The following is a 16,942-nucleotide window of genomic DNA, read 5'->3' as shown; positions in this document are numbered from 1 at the left end:
TGTAATTTTTTTACAAGGCAGGATGACAATGAACGAAAAATACGCTGCGCTCAAAAGTAACGTGAGCATGCTTGGCCGTTTGCTGGGCAACACCATTCAGGACGCCCATGGTGACGTTATCTTAGAGAAAGTGGAAACCATCCGAAAACTTTCAAAATCAGCCCGTAATGGCAATCAAGCCGACCGAGACAGCTTGGTTGAAGAGATCAAAAACCTTCCCAACGAACAGCTCACCCCGGTAGCGCGGGCATTCAACCAATTTCTTAACTTAACCAACATGGCCGAGCAGTACCACACCATTTCACGTCACTGTGAAGAACATGTGTGTGAGCCTGATGCGATTAATTTACTGTTTACTAAACTGAATCAAAATAAAATCAGTAAATTGGATGCTGCTCAAGCGGTACGCGATCTCAATATCGAGTTAGTGCTAACGGCTCACCCAACCGAAATTACACGCCGCACGATGATCAACAAGCTGGTGAAAATTAACGAGTGTCTCTCCAAGCTTGAACTCAGTGACCTTTCATTTAAAGAGCGCCAAAAAACCGAACGCCGTTTAGAACAGTTGATCGCGCAAAGCTGGCATTCAGATGTGATTCGTAAGCAGCGCCCTACGCCACTGGATGAAGCAAAATGGGGCTTTGCGGTGGTGGAAAATTCTCTATGGCAAGCCGTGCCTGATTTTCTTCGTGAATTTGATGAGCACCTCACCAACTACTTAGGTGAAGGGCTACCAATTGATGCACGCCCTGTGCATTTTTCTTCGTGGATGGGCGGCGACCGTGATGGTAACCCCTTTGTGACTCATAAAATCACCCGTGAAGTAATGCTGCTTTCTCGATGGAAAGCGGCCGATCTCTACCTAGGTGATATCAATGAGCTGGTCAGCGAATTGTCGATGACCAAATGCAGTGACGCGCTACGCGATTTGGCTGGCATAGATGAACACGAACCTTATCGCGCCATTCTCAAACGCCTGCGTGAACTACTCAGCGAAACACTGGAAGTGTTAGATGCCAAGATCAATGGCCAACAACTGGCACGCAAAGCACCACTGCAAAATATCGCACAGTTGTGGGAACCGCTTTATGCCTGCTACCAATCTTTACATCAATGCGGCATGGGCGTCATTGCCGATGGCTCGCTGCTTGATACTCTGCGCCGGATTAAAGCGTTTGGTGTGCATCTTGTACGTTTGGACATTCGCCAAGAGAGCACTCGTCACTCTGATGTGATCTCCGAGCTCACCCGTTATTTAGGCATTGGTGATTATGACCAGTGGAGCGAGCAAGACAAAATTGCGTTTCTCACCAATGAGTTGAGCTCAAAACGTCCTTTGTTACCTCGTGACTGGCAGCCTTCAGAAGCGGTACAAGAGGTGATCGACACCTGTAAAATCGTTGCTTCTCAGCCTCGCGAAGCCTTTGGTGCTTATGTGATTTCGATGGCTCGTACCGCATCAGATGTACTTGCCGTACATCTATTGTTGCAAGAGTGTGGCTGCCCTTATCGCATGGACGTTTGTCCACTGTTCGAAACTTTGGATGATTTAAACAACGCAGAAACGGTGATCCGCCAGCTAATGGGCATTGATCTCTATCGTGGCTTTATTCAAAACCACCAGATGGTGATGATTGGTTACTCTGATTCGGCTAAAGATGCAGGTGTAATGTCCGCCGGTTGGGCGCAATACAGCGCAATGGAAGCTTTGGTTAATGTCAGTGAAGAGGCCGGAATTGAACTGACACTATTCCATGGACGTGGCGGCACCATTGGTCGCGGGGGCGCTCCAGCACATGCGGCACTGCTTTCACAACCACCCAAAAGCTTAAAAGGTGGCTTGCGTGTGACGGAGCAAGGCGAAATGATCCGCTTTAAACTTGGTCTACCAGAAGTAGCGGTCAATAGTTTTACGATGTACGCCAGCGCCATTTTAGAAGCGAACCTGCTGCCACCACCAGAGCCAAAACAAGATTGGCGCGACTTAATGGAGGTATTGTCTGAAGTCTCTTGCGAAGCGTATCGCCATATTGTTCGCGGCGAGCCGGACTTTGTCCCGTACTTCCGCCAAGCAACGCCAGAGCTAGAGCTGGGTAAATTACCGCTCGGTTCACGTCCGGCTAAACGCAACCCTAATGGTGGGGTCGAAAGCTTACGTGCAATCCCGTGGATCTTCTCTTGGAGCCAAAACCGCCTCGTGCTACCAGCCTGGCTAGGTGCGGGAGAAGCAATTCAGTTTTCTATCGATAAAGGACACCAAGCACTGCTGGAAGAGATGTGCCGTGAATGGCCATTTTTCTCAACGCGTTTAGGCATGCTAGAGATGGTTTACTCCAAGTGCAACATTGAAATCTCACGCTATTACGATGAACGCCTAGTCGATGAATCGTTACGCCCGCTCGGTGAGCGTTTGCGTTCTCAATTACAGAAAGACATCAAAGCGGTGTTAAATGTAGAAAACAATGAGAACTTGATGCAAAGCGATCCTTGGGGTCAAGAGTCAATCCGTTTGCGCAATATCTATGTTGAGCCATTAAATATGCTGCAAGCAGAGCTGTTGTACCGCACTCGCCAAACCGAAACCGCACCAGCAGAGTTAGAAGAAGCCTTAATGGTGACTATCGCGGGTATTGCAGCAGGAATGCGTAACACAGGCTAAGTAACAGCATTTTGTTTCACAAACTAGCTAAAAGGCCGCCTCTGTGCGGCTTTTTATTTTAAATCACAAAAATTATTGAGCATATTATCAGTTTTTTAAGCTAAACTAACAAAGTATTCTACTTTATGCTTATTATTTAGATATACTACTGCTCCTCTGCGGTAGCATACAAACATAACAAATCGCAGGTCGATATGCGTCACGCATATAATCCTAGGTGATAAACGGCTTTTTAAGGTGACACAACCCACTCCGTCAATAGAACGGTGGGTGTTGCTTAAACTCATTCATGATTGATGCCATCAGAAGCACAACACGAGTTTGAGCAAGTTGTTTTTGAGTTTATTAACCATTTGGATTAAAGACATGTCATTACCACACGTTATCCTCACTGTTTTGAGCACTCGCGATGCCACAGGGTACGACATCACAAAAGAGTTCTCTTCGAGCATTGGCTATTTTTGGAAAGCCAGCCACCAACAAGTTTACCGCGAACTGAATAAAATGGGTCAACAAGGCCTAGTCACTTGTGTATTAGAACCGCAAGATGGCAAGCCAGATCGTAAAGTTTACTCCATCACCGATGCAGGTCGCAGCGCTTTAGGTGAATGGTTTGACCAACCTACAGCTCATCCAACCGTACGTGATGAATTTAGCGCTAAATTGATCGCTTGCGCGGTACAACCAGCAACACCTTACCGAATTCAACTGGGTGAATTGGTTGAAGAATCGAAAAAACTGGTTGCTCACTACAAAGAGATTGAGTCTGCGTACTATGCAACACCAGCTACTCTCGATAAGCTACAGCGCCTTGAGCGTCTAACACTACGCCGCAACCTACTGGTTCGCCAAGCGTGGGTTGATTGGGCTGAAGAAGTGCTTGCTGAACTCGATGCAATGGCTTAATGCCAACCATAAAAAAGGGTGATGCTCTGTGAGCATCACCCTTTTTGTTTTCCGCGACCAAATCAAATACCATCACCGGCAATAAAACTTTGAGAGCGACCATTAAATTGTTGGTCCATATCTAACGAAGGCTTATCGGTTTGCGGACGACCGACAATTTTGGCTGGCACTCCAGCGACGGTAGTGTGCGGAGGCACCGCTTGCAATACCACCGAACAAGAACCAATTTTCGCCCCTTCGCCCACTTCAATATTACCGAGAATTTTGGCACCCGCGCCAATCATCACACCTTCACGAATTTTCGGGTGGCGATCGCCGCACTCTTTACCCGTTCCACCTAGCGTTACATCTTGCAAAATCGAGACGTCATTCTCCACCACTGCAGTTTCACCGATCACAATACCTGTGGCATGGTCAAGCATGATGCCGCGACCAATACGTGCAGCAGGATGGATGTCCACTTGGCAAGCTACCGAAATTTGGTTTTGAAAATAGGTAGCCAACGCCACTCGACCTTGCTTCCATAACCAGTTCGCGACGCGATAGCCTTGTAAGGCATGGTAGCCCTTGAGATAAAGTAGAGGCATTGAAAACATAGATACCGCGGGGTCGCGATTGACAGTCGCGCAGATGTCACACGCCGCCGCTTCCATAATGCTGGGGTCTGCGGCAAATGCCTCTTCGACCACTTCACGCACCGCCATCGCTGGCATTGAGGCCGTATTCAGCTTATTGGCAAGAATGTAGCTCAAGGCCGAGCTTAAACTATCATGCTTAATAATAGTGGCATGATAAAAACTGGCCAGCATCGGTTCTTGTTCTGACTGCTCGCGCGCCTCTTTGACTATGGCTTGCCACACTTTGAGTTTTTCGCAATGTTTCATCGTTGGTTGATCACCCTTCCTCATCCAATCTCTAGAGCGTCAATGTAGATTGCTAATAGGCTTTGTGCCTAATCATGAGCAATGAATTAGCGTTCTGCTTTTTTATCACGAGCCAGCAAATCTTGTGCTGCAACACGCGCATCTTTTCCTTGATACAGCACTTGATAGATTTGATCAACTATTGGCATTTCAACCTCCATGCGCGCCGCTAATAACCACACCTCTTTGGTGTTGCGATAACCTTCAACCACTTGGCCAATTTCTTGCTGCGCCGTATCCACGTCTTTCCCTTGTCCCAACGCCAAACCAAAGCGACGGTTACGTGATTGGTTATCGGTGCAAGTGAGCACTAAGTCACCCAATCCAGCCATCCCCATAAAGGTTTCAGGCTGAGCACCTAACGCTGCACCCAAACGGCACATTTCGGCCAGACCGCGCGTAATCAATGCAGTACGCGCATTCGCACCAAAGCCAATCCCATCGGACATGCCAGCGCCAATCGCAATCACGTTTTTCACCGCACCACCTAGCTGCATGCCAATAAAATCACTATTGGCGTAAACGCGGAAAGTTTTGCTGCAGTGAATTTTGCCTTGCAGATCTTCGACAAACTGCGCGTCAGGCGAGGCAACAGAAATTGCGGTAGGCATTCCCATCGCCAGCTCTTTAGCAAAAGTCGGCCCAGATAACACCGCCAATGAATAGCGCTCGCCAATGGTGTCATAGGCCACATCCATCAGTAACCGGCCCGTTTCAGGTTCAAGCCCTTTGGTTGCCCAACAAATACGGGAATCATCACGCAAGTGAGGCTTTAAACTCTTCATAACAAGGCCAAATACGTGGCTCGGAACTACAACCAACAAATCGCGGCTCGCTTGTACCGCTTTTTTCAAATCGGTTTCCACAATCAGCGAATCGGGAAAATCAATACCGGGTAAAAATTCTTGGTTAGCACGATCAGCGTCAAGACGAGCCATATGCTTAGCATCGTGTCCCCAAAGGACAACATTAGCACCGTTACGTGCTAAAGAAATCGCCAGAGATGTGCCGTAAGAACCCGCACCAACTACTGTCATGGTGATCGCTTTACCGTAAATACTGTTAGGATCTGTCATTGTTTCGTCCATTGCTATTCGTGTTGTCATGTTATACCTAAATTCCTTCCGATACAGCTTTCAATACGGAGTAGCAAGGAACGGAGGTATTGGCATTCGAAATAAACAAAAAATGCACAACGCACCATCATTATCTGGGATGCTTTGTGCATTTTTTATCATCAAAGTCTGACGTGGAACGCCAACGTTAATGATCTCACGTCATTAACGATTAAGCTTCTGCTTGCTCGCCTTGAGTCGCTTGTTGTTGTAGGTAGTTCATAAACAATGCATCAAAGTTCACTGGTGCAAGGTTAAGTTGTGGGAATGTCCCTTTAACAACTAAGCTAGAAATTGTTTCACGTGCATATGGGAACAGAATGTTCGGGCAGAATGCACCTAAACAATGAGCAAGTTGACCCGCTTCCATTTTTTCAGCAGTAAAAATACCACCTTGTTGCACTTCGCATAAGAACGCGATTTCTTCCGCGTTTTTCACTGTCACCGTTAGGCGTAATACGACTTCATACACACCCTCACCCAGATCACGACTTTGAGTGTCAAGATCCAACTTCACATCTGGATTCCACTCTTTTTGGAACATAACAGGTGAGTTTGGCGCTTCAAAAGAGACATCTTTTAGAAAGATACGTTGAATTGCGAAATTTTGTTGTGCTGTTTGTTGTGCGGCTTCAGCCATGATTAAATCCTTAAATACTTACAAATTCAGTGTTGCTTTTAGACTAACCGAGCTGATTTCGAATGACTAGATGAGCTCACGATTACGTGGAAAACATCACAACTCTTAGCATCAAATGCTGGCTTTTCAGCCAGCACACTCAGTTCAAGATAACCGCGATCAGTGAATTATTTATTGCCACGAACCAATGGCAAGTTCGCTTCATTCCAAGCTACAAGACCATTTTTCAGTAAATTCACATTCTCAAACCCAGCTTTAGCAAGCAGGTTGGCACTCTCTTGCGCGGTTTGACCCGTTTTACATACCACAATGATTGGGTCAGACTTGTGCTTTTCAAGGCTAGCCAAGTTACCGGATTTAATATCTGACGGTAAAATGTGAACCGCATCGGTAATATGGCCTTTTTTAAATTCATCTTTCGTGCGGATATCGACAACAACACCGTTTTCTCGATTCATTAAAAGCGTCGTTTGTGAAGCGGTGATCTCTTTATAGGCTGCCGTGGTTGATTTCACGATGCTCATGATTAAGGCGACGAGAATACCTACCCATGCCAAAGATAGAATCATATTGTGTTGGAAAAATTCGATGTACTCTTGCATATTCTGTGCTCTTGCAATGTGGGCTTAAAATCAGACAAGGAGTATAACGAGGTTGTCAGCCAGACGCGAGGGCTTACATTGCATAATAAGAAACTGTTGCCGTTTTTCAGCGCGCTCATCGCACTACAAGCGCGCAATCCACATCAGCTTAAAAGCTTAAGCTATCGGAAAAGGAAAAGCCGTCACGTTATCAATATGATCTTGGCCTAACGCCAGCATAATCAAGCGATCAATACCAAGCGCTACTCCTGAACATTCAGGTAAGCCAGCCTCTAACGCTGCTATCAAGTGGTAGTCAATCGGCTGTTCGACCAGCCCCATCGTTTTACGCTTTTGGTTATCCGCTTCAAAACGAGCCAGTTGCTCTTGTGGGTTGTCCAGCTCATGAAAACCATTCGCAAGTTCAATCCCTTTGAAATAGACCTCAAAGCGATCCGCAACACGATGATCTTGCGGGTTAATCTTAGCTAGTGCCGCTTGTGATGCAGGAAAATCGTAAACAAAAACGGGTACCTGTTGACCAATTTCCACCTCAACACCGACACTAAATAGCAGTTGCAGTAAGGTATCTCTATCCTCTTCTGGCTCAGCAATGTCACTTAGACCTAATCGGCTCGCAGCCGCTTTTAACTCGTCCATTGAGCCTTCTAACGGACAAACCCCAAGTACCTGCAAAAATGCTTGTTGGTAGCTCATCTTCTGCGCCGCTCCACACTGCAAAATAAGTTGCAGCAATTGATCCATCTCATCCATTAAATCATGGTGAGTAAAACCAACCCGATACCACTCTAACATCGTAAATTCTGGGTTGTGATAGCGGCCATTTTCCTCGTTGCGAAACGCTTTATTGATCTGATAAATCGAACCACTCCCCGCCGCCAAAAGTCGTTTCATATGAAACTCTGGGCTGGTCATTAAATAGAGTTGACGGCCATCAGCATATCCTGGACCAACAAATTGGGTTTGGAAGGTTTGCAAATGAATGTCGGTTACCGTGGCATGACTCATGGCTGGTGTATCGACTTCCAATACATCTCGTAGTTCAAAGAAATGGCGGATCTGCTTGAGTAACTGAGCACGCTGTTTGAGTTGTGATATTGATGCGGTTGGCATCCAGTTTTTTCTATTCATGTTCTGGCACACATAAGTTTGGATGATATGAATTTTACTGACTTAAAGCGCAATTCCAAATTCTAACGTGATTATTATCACACAAAGAAAAATAAGTATGCTCGCGCTTGCACTTCCGAAGCAAAAACCTAACAGAATCAATTTTTTCCTTACACAGCTCTTCTACACTACCCGTACCACTTAAGGCTTACGAACCTTTAACTATAACAAGCGGATTTTCCGCATCACACACCGGAGGATAACTGTGCAAATTATCACCACAGATATCGCAGTCATCGGCGCAGGCGGCGCTGGTCTTCGCACTGCAATTGCAGCCGCTGAAGCAAACCCTGATTTAGAAGTTGCTCTGATTTCTAAAGTTTATCCTATGCGATCTCATACGGTTGCAGCGGAAGGAGGCTCAGCAGCAGTTATCAAGGAAGAAGATAGCCTTGACAACCACTTCAACGATACCGTTGGTGGTGGGGATTGGCTATGTGAACAGGATGTTGTTGAATATTTTGTGGCCAACTCGACCCGCGAGATGGTGCAAATGGAACAGTGGGGTTGCCCATGGAGCCGTAAAGAAAATGGCGAAGTCAACGTACGCCGTTTTGGTGGCATGAAAGTCGAACGTACTTGGTTTGCGGCTGACAAAACAGGCTTCCACATGCTTCACACCCTCTTCCAAACTTCAATGAAGTACCCACAAATCAATCGATTTGATGAGTATTTCGTGGTGGATCTACTTGTTGAAGATGGCGAAGTTCAAGGGCTTATCGCGATTCATATGTCCGAAGGTGAGCTAGTAACCATCAAAGCAAAATCTGTGGTATTAGCCACTGGTGGCGCGGGCCGTGTGTACCACTGCAACACCAACGGCGGCATTGTAACTGGCGATGGTATGGCGATGGCTTATCGTCATGGCGTCCCTCTACGCGATATGGAGTTCGTGCAATACCACCCAACTGGCCTACCTGGCACGGGTATTTTGATGACGGAAGGCTGCCGCGGTGAAGGTGGTATCATCGTCAATAAAAATGGCTATCGTTATCTGCAAGATTACGGTATGGGCCCAGAAACTCCAGTGGGTCAGCCTAAAAACAAATACATGGAACTCGGTCCTCGCGACAAAGTTTCTCAAGCTTTCTGGCATGAACAACAGAAAGGCAACACCATCAAACATCCGCTTGGTGATGTTGTGCTGCTTGATCTTCGCCACCTCGGTGAAGAGTACTTACAAGAGCGTTTGCCGTTTATCTGCGAATTGGCGAAAGCTTACGTCAACGTTGATCCAGCAAAAGAGCCGATCCCAATTCGCCCAACCGTACACTACACCATGGGTGGTATCGAAACGGACGGTCAGTGTGAAACGCGCATCAAAGGTCTGTTTGCTGTCGGCGAATGTGCCTCGGTTGGCTTGCATGGTGCAAACCGTTTGGGTTCTAACTCGTTAGCTGAATTTGTGGTTTTTGGCCGCGTTGCGGGTGAAAGTGCAGTGAAACGCGCAGCGGAATTCAAAGGTTGGAACGATGAATCTATCGCCAAACAAGTCAAAGCCGTAGAAGAGCGTATTGCAGCGTTAATGAACCAAGAAGGTGATGAAAACTGGGCCACCATTCGCACTGAGATGGGGCACACCATGGAAGCGGGTTGTGGTATCTACCGCCAAGAAGATTTAATGCAAGCGACGATTGATAAAATCACCGAGCTAAAAGCACGCTACAAAAACATTAACATTAAAGATAAAGGCAAAGTGTTCAACACCGACCTTCTGTACGCTATCGAAGTCGGTTATGGCCTTGAAGTGGCTGAAGCTATGGTTCACTCAGCTATCTTGCGTAAAGAATCTCGCGGTGCGCATCAGCGTTTAGACGAAGGTTGTACTGAGCGTGATGATGTGAACTACCTCAAGCACTCTTTAGCTTTCTATCAACCTGATGCCGCTCCAAGTATCGACTACAGCGCGGTTAAGATCACGAAATCTCAGCCGAAAGCTCGTCTCTATGGTGAAGCGGCAGAACAGGCTGCCGCTGCGGAAAAAGCGGCAGAAGAGAAAAGCGCAGAGGAGCAAAAATAATGTCAGCAAATCGCATTCAAAAAGTAGACATTTTGCGCTACGACCCAGAAAAAGATGCTAAGCCACACCTGCAAGCATTTGAAGTTCCTTTTGATGACACCATGTCAGTGCTCGACGCGATTGGCTACATCAAAGATAACCTCGATAAGGATCTCTCTTATCGCTGGTCTTGCCGTATGGCGATCTGCGGTTCATGTGGTGTGATGGTCAATGGCGTACCTAAATTGGCTTGTAAAAGCTTCCTGCGCGATTACCCTAATGGCGTGAAAATTGAACCTTTAGCCAACTTCCCAATTGAAAAAGATTTGATCGTGGATATGACTTCGTTTATCGAGCGTCTTGAAGCCATTAAACCCTACATCATTGGCAACGATCGTAAACCTGAAGATGGCACCAACTTACAAACGCCAGAGCAAATGGCCAAATACAAACAATTTGCTGGTTGTATTAACTGCGGTCTTTGCTACGCGGCCTGCCCTCAGTTCGGTTTGAACCCTGAGTTTATTGGCCCCGCAGCATTAACCCTTGCTCACCGCTACAACTTAGATAGCCGTGACCATGGTAAAGCCGAGCGTATGAAGCTTATCAATGGTGATAACGGTGCTTGGGGTTGTACCTTTGTTGGTTACTGCTCTGAAGTGTGTCCAAAACACGTTGATCCAGCAGCAGCAGTAAACCAAGGCAAAGTTGAGTCTTCAATGGACTTCGTGATTGCCATGCTGAAACCTGATGGTTCACCAAAGAAAGTGGAGGGATAAGAATGAGTAACCGTAAACCTTACGTTCGTGAAATGACACGTACTTGGTGGAAAGATCACCCATTCTACCGCTTCTACATGTTGCGTGAAGCCACGGTACTGCCACTGATATTCTTTACCTTATTCCTTACCTTTGGCTTGGGCTGCTTGGTTAAAGGCCCTGAAGCATGGGAAGGCTGGCTAAGCTTTATGGCAAACCCAATTGTGGTCGCAATCAATATTGTCGCGTTGGCGGGGAGTTTGCTGCATGCACAAACCTTCTTTAGCATGATGCCGCAAGTGATGCCAATCCGCTTGAAAGGTAAGCTAATCGACAAGAAAATCATCGTCTTAACTCAGTGGGCAGCGGTTGCGTTTATCTCACTGATTGTTCTCATCGTGGTGTAGGAGCTTATAGTCATGAACAACAATTATAAGGTAAATCGCACGCCAAAACGTTCTGATGAACCTATCTGGTGGGGGCTGTTTGGTGCTGGTGGAACATGGTTTGCGATGATTACCCCGATCACCATTCTCGTGTTGGGTATTTTAGCACCATTAGGCATTATCGATGCTGAAGCAATGAGTTATGAACGCGTTTCGAGTTTTGCGACTAGCATCATCGGCGCACTGTTTATCATTGGCACATTAGCCTTACCGATGTGGCATGCCATGCACCGTGTCCATCACGGTATGCATGACCTAAAATTCCACACCGGTTTAGTGGGTAAAATCGCTTGTTATGCGTTTGCTGGGCTGATTTCCGCGCTCGCAGTCGTTTTTATCTTTATGATTTAAAGATAGAAAAGTGATGACATCAAAGAGCTGCCTCGGCAGCTCTTTTTTATTACGGCACTCACTCAGCTTTGGAGCAATAAAAAAGGCCGCTTACCGAGCGACCTTCTTACTTACTTTTAGGTGATTATTTGACTCGACCTACGTATTCGCCAGAGCGGGTATCCACTTTGATCACTTCACCGATAGAGATGAACAGTGGCACACGTACCACAGCACCAGTGACCAACGTAGCGGGTTTACCACCCGTACCTTGCGTATCACCTTTCAAGCCCGGATCAGTTTCAGCCACTTCCAGTTCAACAAAGTTTGGTGGCGTTACCGCAATTGGGTTACCGTTCCAAAGCGTCAACATGCAAGTGTTGTTTTCCACTAGCCATTTTGCGCTTTCACCCACCGCTTTATTATCCGCCGCAATTTGCTCGAATGTTTCATTATTCATAAAGTGGTAGAATTCGCCGTCGTTATAGAGATAATCAAGATCGATATCCATTACGTCAGCCGTTTCTACTGAATCACCTGACTTAAATGTTTTTTCCAACACTTTGCCAGAAAGAAGTTTACGGATTTTGACACGGTTGAAGGCTTGGCCTTTACCTGGTTTCACATATTCATTTTCGAGAATGACACAAGGCTCATTATCAAGCATAATTTTGAGACCGCCTTTAAATTCATTCGTGCTAACAGTAGCCATTTTTTCCTCTTACCATTCTTCGAGTTAAATTCAATGCCGCATATAATAACCCGAAAACTTGATTCTGTTGAGCAAAACTGGCTTCAACAATTAACGAATGCGATCTCAAACCCTGCCGAGCTTCTCCAGCAGTTAGAGATTGATCCTGCCCTTTGGCAAAACGGGTTTGCCGCACGCAAACTCTTCGCACTACGAGTGCCACAAAGTTTTGTTGATCGCATGGAAAAAGGAAACCCTTACGATCCCCTGTTGCGTCAAGTTTTACCACTCAATGAAGAGTTTGAATGGCATGATGGGTACTCAAATGATCCGCTTGATGAGCAAAACAATGCCATTCCGGGATTGCTGCATAAATACCGCAACCGAGTGCTAATGATAGTCAAAGGTGGTTGTGCAATTAACTGCCGTTACTGCTTTCGTCGTCATTTCCCCTACCAAGAGAATAAAGGCTCAAAGCAGGTGTGGCAGCAAAGCGTCGACTATATTGCCGCGCATCCCGAGCTCAATGAGGTCATTTTATCGGGCGGTGATCCGTTAATGGCGAAAGATGAAGAACTGCGTTGGCTCATCGATGCAATCAGCAGCGTGCCTCATATTAAACGATTGCGTATTCACTCGCGCTTGCCCGTGGTGATCCCCGCTCGAATCACCGATGCATTGTGTGATCTGCTGGGTGAAACTCGCTTACAAGTCATTTTGGTGACGCACATTAACCATGCCAATGAAATCAATCTAGAATTCAAACAGCAGATGAGTCGTCTGCGCGCCATCAATGTTACCTTACTCAACCAAGGTGTATTGTTAAAAGGTGTTAATGATAGCGTTGACGCGCAAGTCGCGCTCAGCGAAACGTTATTTGATGCAGGAATTTTGCCTTACTACTTGCATGTGCTGGATAAAGTGCAAGGCGCAGCGCACTTTTTTGTTAGTGATCAAAAAGCAAAAGAAATAATGGCAGGTGTCATTGAGCGAGTCTCGGGCTATCTTGTTGCTAAGCTAACTCGAGAAATCGGTGGCAGAGCCAGTAAAACGCCACTCGATCTGCATCTTGAATAATTACAGAACTTCAAAAGAGCGGTTCGGTGTCAATCAACGAACTCTTACCTTCATACTTTTGGGAAAACCATCATGCAATCTCTCGGACAATTTCTTGATCTTAGTCCATTCAGTTGGTCTGCATTATTGTGCTGTGCTATCAATGGGTTACTGATTGGCGTTGAACGCCAAACCCGTGGCAAACCGGTGGGCATTCGCACATCAATATTAATCATCTCAGGGACTTACCTCTTTCTAGCGATGGCCGTATCACTGTCCCCTAACACCTTAGATCAAGCTCGCGTGCTTGGACAAATTATTACTGGGGTTGGTTTTTTAGGCGCAGGCGTGATGATGACTCAAGATGGGAAAATCCATGGCGTCACCTCAGCCGCTGTTATTTGGGTACTGGCATCACTGGGATTGATGATCGGTCTTGGTTACTTACAGCAATCCATCATTATCACGGTATTGGCATTGTGTGTGTTGTATGGCGTGGATAAGGTAGAAAATAGCTTTCAAAGTTTGCGCCGTGGTGTTCATCAACGCTTTCGTCGTCGTACATAAGGTGAAAAAAAAGAGCAGCTTGATGCTGCTCTTTCGATTTCAATTCATCGGCTATTTAGCAAAGTTGATGATAGGAAAACACTTAAAGAAACCGTTATCCGCACAGTTAATTAGACCAACCTGAACACCTTCAATTTTTGTGGTTTTGTTGAACAAACCCACTTGCACTTTCGATGTATCAGAGAAGTTTGCTGCACCAACATCAACCATGGTATTACCTTCAGAGTAGTTCACTAGACTGACGTTAGCACCTTGTACATTGTTGGTCAGATTCACTACACCCACGTTAGCACCCACGGTTTGCCCTGTATTCCAGTTTAACAAACCGAGTGAAGCACCGGTCATCTCTTGATTGACTTTCGATGCCCCTAAAAGACCTAAATTTACACCCGTCGTAGAGTCAGTTTCAGATAATCCAACAACGGCGAGATCTAAGCCTTTAACTTCATTCACTTTACCGTAAAGAGCCGCAACACGAACACCTGATACCGCATTTTCATCCGGCGCATTGAAGTTATTAATGGAAGAAAACATAACTGGAGTGCCAGCCATCGCAACAGAAGAAGATAACGCAGCCACTACGGCTAGTGCTGAAAGTACTTTTTTCATAAAGATCTCCATTGACCAATGAAACCGTTAATATTTGGTTTGTTCACGCTATTTCACTCACATCATCACCAAATTGTGATCAGTGAAGAGACGAAGTCTAGAAGAGTCGGATCACTCAAACGTCAGGATTGAGCTAATTATGCGAAAAAAAACCGGAGGCAAGCTCCGGTTTCTTATTGAGAGAGGATGATGTCGGGTAGCGGCGACGCATTACTGCACCACCGCCCCCTAAGAACCGTACGTGCGAGTTTCCCCGCATACGGCTCAAGCCTTTATAAATTCACACTTACGTATGAACCAGCAACAAATTAACCGCAGGTTTCACTGACCAAGGCAGGAGCCAACTTGATAGAGCTATATAATTCGAACTCTTCATCTTCCTTATTATGCTTCTTACAGAGCGGTACGATGTACCACTTTTTATCTGTTGAGTTTACCTTGATAACATGAGCCCCAACTTCTGGACTATTCAAACAAGATTTTTCTCCACATTGACTTGGAAGTGAGTTAGCACCGCTGTATTCGAGCCAGTGATCAAGCCAACTATTACAGTGACAAGTATTATTACTTGTCCCTTTCAGGTTTTTTAGTTTCATTAAGCAACTACCTATAACTAATAAATTAATAAATTAATAAATTAATAAGCCAGAATAAAATTCTAGAGCCTTCCTCAATAGACTGATATCTATCAAGTTATAGTTATATATGGGGGCTGCTTCCTGATATTCAACCATTTGAATTTGCATGTAGTTGTCTATGGCAGTTAACATGCAACATCATCAAATTCGAGCTTATGTCCGTGCCGCCATCCACTCTTCTGACGATATGATGAATATCCCATTCATCTTCTGAGTTGAACTGCTGGTGACACACCGCACATTTGTAGTCTTGTCTCTCGACAATCTTCCATAGCTTCCAGTTACCCGACAAAGATTTCTTCAATCTTTGCATCTTCAAACGCTCAAAGTATTGTTCGTCCTCCGGTAGGTAACAGTTAGCTGTTGCCCGAATTTTCACATGTTTGTCGATTTTCACTCTCGCTGCACTCTGCAAGCGGTAGTGGCCATCTTCCCCTTTCGGTTTCAGTGCGCTAAATACCCAGTTTCTATCACCCACCGTTTTAAAGTATTTCTCTTTAATCCAGCGCTTACGGCGATTCAAATGGATTCGGCGACACCACTGCCACAACATTTTCCAGATCCGGTAATCGATATACTTGAATGTCTCACTTGCACATACCCAGCGGTGGTAGTTACACCATCCTCTGATCATCGGATTCAACTTTGCTATCACCGCTGAAGCTGGCACCGTTTTATGGCTGTTGAGATAATTTCGTATACCGCGCAGCAAATTCTTCACGTTTTTCTTTGACGGCTTAATCAACATCTTGCCGTCGTATTTACGCAAATTCTGCCCGAGAAAATCGAACCCGTCGTCTATGTGCGTAATCAGCGTTTTTTCTGCTGACAATTGCAGTCCACGTTCTGCCATAAAGGCTTCAACGATCGGTAAAACCTCATCTTCCAGTAACTCTTTCGAGATCCCAGTAATGATAAAGTCGTCTGCATAACGCACATAATTGACCTTAGTTTTGTAACTGGCTTTAGTGTTCTTCTTTCCAAAGTGAGATTCGAGCACCGTTTCCAGTCCATCTAGGGCCATATTGGCAAGTACGGGTGAGATAATCCCACCTTGTGGTGTACCCGCCTCCGTCAAGTTGAACTTCCCAGATTCCATGAATCCGGCTTTCAGCCATTTCTTGAGTATCGCCTTATCCATGGGGATATTGTCGATAAGCCAGTCATGACTGATAAAGTCAAAACACCCTTTGATATCGCCCTCCAGCACCCAACTCGCACTAGCCTTGCGGCTGAGATTCACGAAACATTGTTCGATAGCATCAGCACAAGAGCGATTCGGGCGAAAGCCATAGCTGTTTCGATCCGCCGTGGTTTCCGATATGGGTTCAAGAGCTAACAGGTATAGTGCCTGCATTGCTCTATCACGCATGGTTGGTATTCCCAGCGGCCTACGCTTGCCATTAGCTTTAGGAATATAGACTCGCCTCAGCGGACTTGGCTTGTAGCCTTTACGCATCAGTTGGTCTATGGCTCCCCATTTCAAAGCAGGAGTGTTCCAGATTTCTCCATCAACACCCGGTGTGTTTTTCCCTCTGTTTTCAGTGACGCGCCGAATGGCTATCACCTTGGCAGCAAACGAACGAGTTAACATGCGTTGCAGTCTTTTGACCTGTCGCCAGTCAGACTTTTTCGTTGCCTTTGCGATCCGTACCTGTAGCCCTCTCACCGTACGATACATTAGTGACCAGTCGATGCTGTGCCACTGCTGTGTCTGGTGGGAGGATGCAGATACGTCAATTTGCATTGAAGTATGCACCTTGCTTTCCTCCATTAACGATAAGTTAAACAAGCAACATAAGGCGCATCTGTGACCCATAGGGCAGAGAT

The 16,942-nt window shown here is 46.0% G+C and carries 17 protein-coding genes; 8 read left to right on the top strand and 9 right to left on the bottom strand.

All coding sequences use genetic code 11. The features are described from left to right. The first annotated feature begins 28 nt into the window (after positions 1-28). Together ppc and EXZ60_RS05410 are read left to right on the top strand one after the other, a co-directional pair. On the top strand, positions 29-2,662 hold the full coding sequence (gene ppc, locus EXZ60_RS05415; RefSeq protein ID WP_026027891.1) for a phosphoenolpyruvate carboxylase: 2,634 nt from the start codon (positions 29-31) through the stop codon (positions 2,660-2,662). 366 nt (positions 2,663-3,028) lie between these two features. Then, the gene (locus EXZ60_RS05410; RefSeq protein WP_010317655.1) at positions 3,029-3,568 is read left to right on the top strand and encodes a PadR family transcriptional regulator; all 540 of its coding nucleotides are present in this window, start codon (positions 3,029-3,031) and stop codon (positions 3,566-3,568) included. Positions 3,569-3,630: 62 nt separating this feature from the next. On the opposite strand, the gene cysE is transcribed toward EXZ60_RS05410, so the two are convergent. The 5 genes from cysE to epmA form a co-directional block, all read right to left on the bottom strand. Next, entirely contained in the window at positions 3,631-4,452 is an 822-nt protein-coding gene (gene cysE, locus EXZ60_RS05405) for a serine O-acetyltransferase (protein WP_010317654.1), read from the bottom strand. An 86-nt stretch (positions 4,453-4,538) separates the two neighbouring features. Further along, positions 4,539-5,567 (bottom strand): NAD(P)H-dependent glycerol-3-phosphate dehydrogenase, encoded by a 1,029-nt coding sequence (gpsA, locus tag EXZ60_RS05400; RefSeq protein WP_088718026.1) that lies wholly within the window; start codon positions 5,565-5,567, stop codon positions 4,539-4,541. Between the two features lie 211 nt (positions 5,568-5,778). Further along, positions 5,779-6,246: a protein-export chaperone SecB gene (gene secB, locus EXZ60_RS05395; RefSeq protein WP_013855870.1), complete on the bottom strand. Its 468-nt coding sequence runs from the start codon at positions 6,244-6,246 to the stop codon at positions 5,779-5,781. A gap of 167 nt (positions 6,247-6,413) precedes the next feature. Continuing rightward, complete coding sequence (locus EXZ60_RS05390) at positions 6,414-6,848, bottom strand: rhodanese-like domain-containing protein (RefSeq protein ID WP_010317649.1); 435 nt, start codon at positions 6,846-6,848, stop codon at positions 6,414-6,416. A 156-nt stretch (positions 6,849-7,004) separates the two neighbouring features. Continuing rightward, positions 7,005-7,979 (bottom strand): elongation factor P--(R)-beta-lysine ligase, encoded by a 975-nt coding sequence (epmA, locus tag EXZ60_RS05385; protein WP_194574588.1) that lies wholly within the window; start codon positions 7,977-7,979, stop codon positions 7,005-7,007. A 244-nt stretch (positions 7,980-8,223) separates the two neighbouring features. Here epmA and frdA point away from each other — a divergent pair, with 244 nt between their 5' ends. From frdA to frdD, 4 genes are read left to right on the top strand one after another with little or no spacing between them, the layout of a single operon-like run. Beyond that, the gene (gene frdA / locus EXZ60_RS05380; protein WP_277435426.1) at positions 8,224-10,038 is read left to right on the top strand and encodes a fumarate reductase (quinol) flavoprotein subunit; all 1,815 of its coding nucleotides are present in this window, start codon (positions 8,224-8,226) and stop codon (positions 10,036-10,038) included. After that, on the top strand, positions 10,038-10,796 hold the full coding sequence (locus EXZ60_RS05375) for a succinate dehydrogenase/fumarate reductase iron-sulfur subunit (RefSeq protein WP_013855867.1): 759 nt from the start codon (positions 10,038-10,040) through the stop codon (positions 10,794-10,796). The genes frdA and EXZ60_RS05375 overlap by 1 nt, the downstream gene beginning before the upstream one ends. A 2-nt stretch (positions 10,797-10,798) precedes the next feature. Next, the gene (gene frdC, locus EXZ60_RS05370; protein ID WP_017043204.1) at positions 10,799-11,182 is read left to right on the top strand and encodes a fumarate reductase subunit FrdC; all 384 of its coding nucleotides are present in this window, start codon (positions 10,799-10,801) and stop codon (positions 11,180-11,182) included. 12 nt (positions 11,183-11,194) lie between these two features. Continuing rightward, a complete protein-coding gene (frdD, locus tag EXZ60_RS05365; protein WP_010317640.1) occupies positions 11,195-11,572 on the top strand; it encodes a fumarate reductase subunit FrdD in 378 nt (125 codons plus the stop codon). A 124-nt stretch (positions 11,573-11,696) separates the two neighbouring features. On the opposite strand, the gene efp is transcribed toward frdD, so the two are convergent. Further along, entirely contained in the window at positions 11,697-12,263 is a 567-nt protein-coding gene (efp, locus tag EXZ60_RS05360; RefSeq protein WP_017043203.1) for an elongation factor P, read from the bottom strand. Positions 12,264-12,296: 33 nt separating this feature from the next. Here efp and epmB point away from each other — a divergent pair, with 33 nt between their 5' ends. Together epmB and EXZ60_RS05350 are read left to right on the top strand one after the other, a co-directional pair. Continuing rightward, positions 12,297-13,319, top strand: coding sequence for an EF-P beta-lysylation protein EpmB (epmB, locus tag EXZ60_RS05355; protein WP_277435425.1), 1,023 nt, complete (start codon positions 12,297-12,299; stop codon positions 13,317-13,319). Between the two features lie 72 nt (positions 13,320-13,391). Further along, positions 13,392-13,865 carry an MgtC/SapB family protein gene (locus tag EXZ60_RS05350; RefSeq protein WP_013855863.1) on the top strand — a complete coding sequence of 158 codons (474 nt, stop codon included), beginning with the start codon at positions 13,392-13,394 and terminating at the stop codon, positions 13,863-13,865. Positions 13,866-13,916: 51 nt separating this feature from the next. Here the strand turns inward: EXZ60_RS05350 and EXZ60_RS05345 are convergent, their stop codons facing one another. The 3 genes from EXZ60_RS05345 to ltrA all read right to left on the bottom strand — a co-directional run bounded on the left by EXZ60_RS05345 (position 13,917) and on the right by ltrA (position 16,859). Beyond that, positions 13,917-14,474, bottom strand: a complete 558-nt coding sequence (locus tag EXZ60_RS05345) for a hypothetical protein (RefSeq protein ID WP_026027420.1) — start codon at positions 14,472-14,474, stop codon at positions 13,917-13,919. A gap of 308 nt (positions 14,475-14,782) precedes the next feature. Next, positions 14,783-15,070 (bottom strand): hypothetical protein, encoded by a 288-nt coding sequence (locus EXZ60_RS05340; protein ID WP_194570796.1) that lies wholly within the window; start codon positions 15,068-15,070, stop codon positions 14,783-14,785. A 130-nt stretch (positions 15,071-15,200) separates the two neighbouring features. After that, positions 15,201-16,859 (bottom strand): group II intron reverse transcriptase/maturase, encoded by a 1,659-nt coding sequence (gene ltrA, locus EXZ60_RS05335; RefSeq protein WP_194570797.1) that lies wholly within the window; start codon positions 16,857-16,859, stop codon positions 15,201-15,203. Positions 16,860-16,942 lie beyond the last annotated feature (83 nt).

Origin of the sequence: Vibrio sp. 1151_11, assembly GCF_029478525.1 — a bacterium.
Taxonomy (GTDB): Bacteria; Pseudomonadota; Gammaproteobacteria; order Enterobacterales; family Vibrionaceae; genus Vibrio; species Vibrio anguillarum.
Note: the sequence above shows the minus strand (reverse complement) of the source record. Positions and strands in the feature narration are given on the sequence as shown.